The organism is Companilactobacillus musae (genome assembly GCF_003967595.1).
GTDB classification, from domain to species: domain Bacteria; phylum Bacillota; class Bacilli; order Lactobacillales; family Lactobacillaceae; genus Companilactobacillus; species Companilactobacillus musae.
Map to the genome: position 1 here is coordinate 1 of NZ_BIFW01000007.1, position 573 is coordinate 573.

Here is a 573-nt window from a genome sequence, read left to right on the forward strand (position 1 = left end):
GACGGTAAAGTTGGTGATTCTGTCACTCTTAATATTCCTAACTATGACAACGATGGATACACTGCTCCTGTTTTGACTGCCACTTACGGTCCTGATGGTGCTGTTGTTAAAGATGCTAATGGTAACACTGTCACCGCCAACAATCCGGCTTCTTATACTGGTAAATCTGTTTCTAACAATAAAGCTATTGCTGTTATCAATCCTACTACTGGCAAATCTATTTCCATTGACGTTCCTGACGGTAAAGTTGGTGATTCTGTCACTCTTAATATTCCTAACTATGACAACGATGGATACACTGCCCCTGTTTTGACTGCCACTTATGGTCCTGACGGTGCTGTTGTTAAAGATGCTAACGGTAATACCGTCACCGCCGACAATCCGGCTTCTTACACCGCTAAAACTATTTCTAATAATAAGGCGGTTGCCGTTACTGATCCTACTACCGGTAAATCTATTTCCATTGACGTTCCCGATGGTAAAGTTGGTGATTCTGTCACCCTTAAGATTCCTAACTATGATAACGATGGGTATATTGCCCCTGTTTTGACTGCCACTTATGGTCCTAGTGGG

General features: G+C 42.6%; 1 protein-coding gene. It reads left to right on the forward strand.

Annotated elements, in window-relative coordinates; translation table 11 throughout:
- A partial coding sequence (locus LAB100_RS11580; protein ID WP_164715447.1) for a hypothetical protein occupies window positions 1-573 on the forward strand: 573 nt, incomplete at both ends.